Below are 6,399 nucleotides of genomic sequence, written 5' to 3'. Positions count from 1 at the left end.
CGCCGCCACGCGACCGCGCGCCCCAGCGCGACGCCGACGGCCGCGACGGCCACAAGGACAAGCGGCGCGCCGACGTAGCCGACCAGCTCCTCCACCCGCAGCACCGTGGCCGGCTCAGGCAGATCCTGGTTCTTGGCCACCGCCGTGTTCGGCACCACCCGGCCGAACGTGGCGTAGCGCCAGCCCAGATAGCTCCCGACGGGCACGGCGACGACGGCGGTGGACAGGGCCCCGTACCGCAGCGCCGTGAGCACGCTGCCCCGGCGCAGGGTCATCAGCAGGACCAGCGGGTACGCACCCGCGTAGATCAGCCCTTCCGGCCGGGTCAGCGCCGCCAGCGCCGCGAGGGCCCCCACGCCGATGGCCACCCGGGCCGACAACAGCCGCCCACGCGACACGGCCCGCCACGACAGCGCGGCGATCCACACCACCGCCACCGCGTACAGCGCGTTCTCCAGCCCGGAGAAGGACCAGATCACGAACGAGGGGACGGAGGCCAGGACCAGGCCCGACACCACCGTCGGCAGCCACGGACGCCGCGACACCTCCCGGAACACGACGTGGAAGGCCGCCAGGATGCCCACGCAGCACGCCAGTGCCACCCCCTTCGGGAACAGCACGTAGTCCGGGACGCCGAACAACGACCCGTGGTCGAACAGGCCCGCGAGCCTGCCCACCACCAGCACCAGCAGCCAGGCCGGGTTGGAAAAGCCCTCGACCGGTTCGGCCCCCGCCTGCGCCACGGGCCCGAGCCCCTCGGCGACACCGCGCGCGTAGGCGAAGGTGATACCGGCGTCGTCGATGATCCAGTTCCCGTACAGCGCCGCGTGACCGGCGATCGCGGCGGCACCGGCCAGCACCGCCAGCACGGCGGACGTGCCCGCACTCCACCGTCGTCGCGCCGCCGCCCCGTCACCGTCGCGGTCCCGCTCCACGGGCGTCGTTCCGGGTTCCTGCGTGAGCACGCTCGTTCCGGCCAAGGCACCGCTCCTCACGGGTTCCGCGTTGCTGGTTCGTCCGGCATCGGCCGGGCACCGCGGTGGGACGGACCCCGCGCACCGCGACCCGGAACGACAACGACCGCACGAGGGTCGGACTGAACCGTCCGCGGCGTTCCCGACACGAACGTGTGAGTACCCAGGGGCCAGGACGTCGTACCGGCCTACGCGTCGTAACGCCCCGGACGCCGTCCGTAGCGGGGCTGATAGCTTCCGTCCCTCGGGTCGAACCATCACCCGGTCGTGCCTTTAGTACGATTCCCGCGAGTCCACCCTCCGCTGAAGCGACGATCCCGCCGATACTGCGATGGAGGGGCCCGACCGAGAGCATCGGCGAAAGGAACCGTGTGCGTGCACTTGTCACCGGGGGAGCCGGTTTCATCGGCTCCACCCTGGTCGATCGGCTCCTGACCGAGGGACACGAGGTGCACGTGGTGGACACCTTCCGGCGGGGCACCCGGGCCAACCTCGCCGGAGCGGAGGCCACCGGACGTCTGCACGTCCACCAGGTCGACATCACCGCGCCCGAGCTGCGCGACGTGCTCGCGGCAGCCGAGCCGGAGGTGGTGTTCCACCTCGCCGCGCAGATCGACGTGCGCGCCAGCGTCACCGACCCGCTGACCGACGCCCGCGAGAACGTCCTCGGCACGGTGAACCTCGCCGAGGCGGCCCGCGCGGGCGGAGTCCGCAAGATCGTCTTCGCCTCCTCGGGAGGCTCCATCTACGGCGAGCCGGATCGGCTTCCGGTCACCGAGCGGGACCCGCTCGACCCCAAGTCGCCCTACGCCGCGAGCAAGATCTCCGGCGAGACCTACCTCACGACCTACCGGCGGCTGCACGGCGTGGACTGCACCACCCTGGCGATGGCCAACGTCTACGGCCCCCGGCAGGACCCCGGCGGCGAAGCGGGCGTCGTGGCGATCTTCGCGGCCGCGCTGCTGGCCGGACGGCCGACCACGGTGTTCGGCGACGGCGGCAACACCCGCGACTACGTCTACGTCGCCGACGCGGTGTCCGCGTTCGTCGCCGCGGCGGGCGAGCACGGCGGCGGGCAGCGGTTCAACATCGGCACAGGGGTGCAGACCTCCGACCGCGAACTGCACCGCCTCGTCGCCGTGGCCGCGGGCACCGAGGACGCACCCGGGCACGCTCCCGCACGCCTCGGCGATTTGCGGGCATCCGCGCTGGACGCCACGGCCGCCCGTCAGGAGCTGGGCTGGAAACCCGAGGTGGACCTGGCCGAGGGGGTGCGCCGCACCGTCGAGCACATCCGCGCGTCGGCCGGCGGCTCGTCGGCGGCCACGCCCGGCCCCGTACCGAGCGCCCCGCTACGATGACCGGCCGCGACGCGCCCGAGATGGGGGAGGCCAGGTGAGCAACGAAGACGTCTGGGTGGTGATCCCGGTTTTCAACGAGGACCGCGTGATCGCCGAGGTGCTGGAACACGTCCGCGCGACGTTTCCGAACGTGGTCTGCGTGGACGACGGCTCCCACGACGAGTCGGCCACCCGGATCGCGAGCACCGGAGCCCACCTGGTGCGGCACCCGATCAACCTCGGCCAGGGCGCGGCACTCCAGACCGGCTTGTCCTACGCGCTGTCCCGGCCTGGCGCGAAGTACTTCCTGACCTTCGACGCCGACGGCCAGCACCAGGTCAGCGACGCCGAGCGCATGGTCGCCGTCGCCCGCGCCGGGGAGGCCGACGTGGTGCTCGGTTCCCGCTTCCTCGACCAGGCCCAGAGCGTGCCGTGGCTCAAGCGGGTGGCCCTGCGCACGGCGGTGGCGCTGAGCCGTAACGTGCGCAAGCTGCGGCTCACCGACGCGCACAACGGGCTGCGCGTACTGGCCCGCCCCGCGGCGGAACGCCTGCACATCAGCATGAACGGGATGGCTCACGCCAGTGAGATCGTGTCGTTCCTCGCGAACAACGAGTTCCGCGTCCGTGAGGTGCCGGTGCGGGTGCTCTACACCGACTACTCGAAGGGCAAGGGGCAGTCGCTGGTCAACGGGGTGAACATCCTGTTCGACTTTTCGCTGCGCAACCGGAGGTGAATCAGCATGTGGGCGCAGGTCGTCCTGCTGGCGGCGGTCGCGGGCATTTTCCTGTACTTCGTCAGCCGCAAGCACAACGTCCGCATGCAGGCGGGCAAACGCATCGGGTTTTTCGGCTTTCTGGCCTTCGCCGTGTACGCGGTGCTGTTCCCGCAGCACGTCACCCTGCTCGCGCACGCGCTCGGCATCGGGCGCGGGGCCGATCTGCTGCTCTACATGCTCGTGGTGGCGTTCCTGTTCGGCATGCTCAACACCTACCTGCGGTTCCGGGGGACCACCCAGCAGATCACCGAACTGGCCCGCACGCTGGCGATCCGCGAAGCCGAGCTGGTCAACCACCAGCGCGGAGTGATGGCGGGCGAGCAGGTGCACAGCCCGGTCGCCGCCACCACCGCCGCCGCGACGGAGTACGAGCCCGCGGCCGGTGAGCATGGCGCGGACGGCGAGCACGGTGAGTTCGGCGCGGACGACGAACATCCGGCCGCACGGAACGAGACCGTGCCCGCGACGTCCCCGGACCCGGCCTCGGCGGCCTCGGCCTCCTCCGACCCGGGCGCGGCGTCCGAGTCCACGGCGACGAACCCGGACTCGGTGACGGCGGCGGACAACCGCTGACGCGGCCCCGCGCCTGGCCCGGGACCTTCAGCCCAGCAGGCCGCCGACCACGAGGCCGGTGCCGAGCAGGGCACCCACCACGACACCCGCCGCCAGCATCTTGTGCCGTTTGGTGCGGTCCGCGCGGAGCTCGTTCTCCGTACGGGTGGAAATGATGAAGTGCCCACCCTGATCGGGCTTGCCGATCACCAGCGGCCCCATGCGGTCGTGCACCTCGCCGAGAACGTAGAGCCTGCTCCCGGGCCGCAGGACCCACTCCTTGTACTCGTAGCCCAGGGTGCTGTTTCCGTGCGCGTCCGGCACGGGAAGCGAAATACCGAAGGGCTCGGTGGACTTCGCCGACGTGTGCTCCGGTTCGAACCGGTTGACGGTCTGTTCGACGCCGTCCGGCTTGGTGCCGTTCGGGTCCACGCCGATCGTGCGCCCCTCCTCGTCGATCACCGCGTATCCCTGATTCGAGGTGTGGTCGACGACGTTCTCGATGCGCTTCTTGCGGCGGCGCTTGCCGTCGCGGTGCTCGACGATCTCGTAATGCCGGTCGATGCGGTAGCGATACCAGACGCACTCGGTCCGGGACAGCTCGGCGGTCAGCGGCCCTTCCGGCCGCGGATGCGCCGCGCCGACCACCTCGGCGGTGTGGCGGAAACCGCCCTTGCCGACCAGTTCGTCGGAGGCGCCGCGGTAACGCTCCAGCTCCGGAATCGACAGCGTCTCGGTGCCGATCATCGCGTGCAGCTCATCGCGGGTGTGCCGCATGGAGAAGAACGCGACCACCGTGGCCACCAGCACGACGACACCCACAACCCACACGGGCGATCACCCCCAGGTCGACACCGTTTCCGGCCGCCCGGGCCGGCGGCCTACTCCCACTCGATCGTGCCCGGCGGTTTGCTCGTCACGTCGAGCACGACGCGGTTCACCTCGGACACCTCGTTGGTGATCCGCGTGGAGATCCGCTCGAGCACGTCGTAGGGTATCCGAGCCCAGTCGGCGGTCATCGCGTCCTCGCTCGACACCGGCCTCAGCACCACCGGATGTCCGTAGGTGCGGCCGTCCCCCTGCACGCCGACGCTGCGCACGTCGGCCAGCAGCACCACAGGGCACTGCCAGATGTCGCTGTCCACCTCGGCCGCCGCGAGTTCCTCGCGAGCGATCGAATCGGCCGCGCGCAGGGTCTCGAGGCGGTCGGCCGTGACCGCTCCGATGATCCGGATCGCCAGGCCGGGGCCCGGGAACGGCTGGCGGTGCACGATCGTCTCGGGCAGGCCCAGTTCGAGGCCGACGCGGCGGACCTCGTCCTTGAACAGCAGCCGCAGCGGCTCGACCAGGCCGAACTCGAGGTCGTCGGGCAGCCCGCCGACGTTGTGGTGGCTCTTGATGTTCGACGCACCCGTGCCGCCGCCCGACTCCACCACGTCCGGATAGAGCGTGCCCTGCACCAGGAACTCGACGTCGCCCCGGGCCTTGAGGTCGCGCGCGGCCTGTTCGAACACGCGGATGAACTCCCGGCCGATGATCTTGCGCTTCTGCTCGGGGTCGGACACCCCGTCCAGCGCGGCCAGGAACTGCTCACGCGCGTCCACGGTGACGAGGTTGACCCCCGTTGCGGCGACGAAGTCCCGCTCGACCTGGGCACGCTCCCCTGCGCGCAACAGTCCGTGGTCCACGAACACGCACGTCAGCCGCTCGCCGATGGCCCGCTGCACCAGGGCCGCGGCGACGGCGGAGTCCACGCCACCGGAGAGCCCGCAGATCGCGTGCCCCTCGCCGATCTGGGCGCGGATGCGCGCGACCTGGTCGTCGACGATCGAGGCCGTCGTCCAGCGCGGGCGGATACCCGCCACCTCGTGCAGGAACCGGCGCAGTACCTCTTGGCCGTGCGGCGAGTGCGCTACTTCAGGGTGGTACTGCACCCCGGCCAGCGCGCGGGCCGTGTTCTCGAACCCGGCCACGGGCGCTCCGTCGCTGCCCGCCGTGACCTCGAACCCGTCGGGTGCCTCGGTCACGCAGTCGCCGTGGCTCATCCACACCGGATGCCTCGCGGGCAGCGCCGCGTGCAACGCACCGCCGGTGACGCCCAGCTCGGTGCGGCCGAACTCGCGGGTGCCCGTGTGCTCGACGGTGCCGCCGAGCGCCCGCGCCATCGCCTGGAAGCCGTAACAGATGCCGAGCACCGGCACCCCGGTGTCGAACAGCGCGGGGTCCACACCCGGCGCTCCCTCGGCGTAGACGCTGGCGGGCCCGCCGGAGAGGATGATCGCGGACGGGCTCCGTTCCAGCAGCTCGTCGACCGGGGTCGTGTGCGGCACGACCTCCGAGTACACCTGGGCCTCACGGACCCGGCGCGCGATGAGCTGCGCGTACTGCGCGCCGTAGTCCACCACGAGCACGGGACCCACGGAACCATCTGCCACTGCCGGATCTCCTCACCAGTCTCCTCGTGCGGGCCGTTCCGGCCACGCGCCGGCCGGCCGCCGGCGCCCCGCGCCGACCCGCTTATCGTCGCAGGTGAACCGTCGCGCGGTGCCCGCAGGTCGCCGTTACGGTGCTGCCCATGGAGGGTATGGACACCATCACACCGCGTCCCCGTCCGATGTGGGTCGCGGGCCGCGCGGAACGCGGCGCCGACACGCGCCCGGTCACCCACCCGTACGACGCCACGGAGATCGCTACCGTCGCCGTGCCGGACGCGGCCCTGACCCGCCGCGCCGTGGACTCGGCGGCGCGTTTCGCG

General features: G+C 71.6%; 5 protein-coding genes and 2 pseudogenes. 4 read left to right on the top strand and 3 right to left on the bottom strand.

Features of this window, described 5'->3' with window-relative positions; translation table 11 throughout:
- Window positions 1–980, bottom strand: a pseudogene (locus SACSA_RS26170) (hypothetical protein); the annotation flags it as partial.
- A 365-nt stretch (window positions 981–1,345) separates the two neighbouring features.
- Here SACSA_RS26170 and SACSA_RS0113500 point away from each other — a divergent pair.
- Genes SACSA_RS0113500 through SACSA_RS26855 form a run of 3 tightly spaced genes read left to right on the top strand, consistent with a single transcriptional unit; the run spans window position 1,346 to window position 3,665 of the window.
- On the top strand, window positions 1,346–2,335 hold the full coding sequence (locus SACSA_RS0113500; RefSeq protein WP_019816445.1) for an NAD-dependent epimerase/dehydratase family protein: 990 nt from the start codon (window positions 1,346–1,348) through the stop codon (window positions 2,333–2,335).
- Between the two features lie 34 nt (window positions 2,336–2,369).
- Window positions 2,370–3,050 (top strand): glycosyltransferase family 2 protein, encoded by a 681-nt coding sequence (locus SACSA_RS0113495; protein WP_019816444.1) that lies wholly within the window; start codon window positions 2,370–2,372, stop codon window positions 3,048–3,050.
- 6 nt (window positions 3,051–3,056) lie between these two features.
- Entirely contained in the window at window positions 3,057–3,665 is a 609-nt protein-coding gene (locus SACSA_RS26855) for a DUF2304 domain-containing protein (protein WP_019816443.1), read from the top strand.
- 27 nt (window positions 3,666–3,692) lie between these two features.
- Here the strand turns inward: SACSA_RS26855 and SACSA_RS0113485 are convergent, their stop codons facing one another.
- Together SACSA_RS0113485 and guaA are read right to left on the bottom strand one after the other, a co-directional pair.
- Complete coding sequence (locus tag SACSA_RS0113485) at window positions 3,693–4,475, bottom strand: E3 ubiquitin ligase family protein (protein ID WP_028661851.1); 783 nt, start codon at window positions 4,473–4,475, stop codon at window positions 3,693–3,695.
- Between the two features lie 50 nt (window positions 4,476–4,525).
- Window positions 4,526–6,079 carry a glutamine-hydrolyzing GMP synthase gene (gene guaA, locus SACSA_RS0113480; protein WP_028661850.1) on the bottom strand — a complete coding sequence of 518 codons (1,554 nt, stop codon included), beginning with the start codon at window positions 6,077–6,079 and terminating at the stop codon, window positions 4,526–4,528.
- A gap of 140 nt (window positions 6,080–6,219) precedes the next feature.
- Here guaA and SACSA_RS26165 point away from each other — a divergent pair.
- Window positions 6,220–6,399, top strand: a pseudogene (locus tag SACSA_RS26165) (aldehyde dehydrogenase family protein); the annotation flags it as partial.

It is taken from the genome of Saccharomonospora saliphila YIM 90502, assembly GCF_000383795.1.
Taxonomy (GTDB): domain Bacteria; phylum Actinomycetota; class Actinomycetes; order Mycobacteriales; family Pseudonocardiaceae; genus Saccharomonospora; species Saccharomonospora saliphila.
Note: the sequence above shows the minus strand (reverse complement) of the source record. Positions and strands in the feature narration are given on the sequence as shown.

What these genes read in the sequence shown, in the direction of transcription:
- SACSA_RS26855 (WP_019816443.1), top strand. Translation starts at nt 3,057, where the DNA reads ATGTGGGCGCAGGTCGTCCTGCTGGCGGCGGTCGCGGGCATTTTCCTG.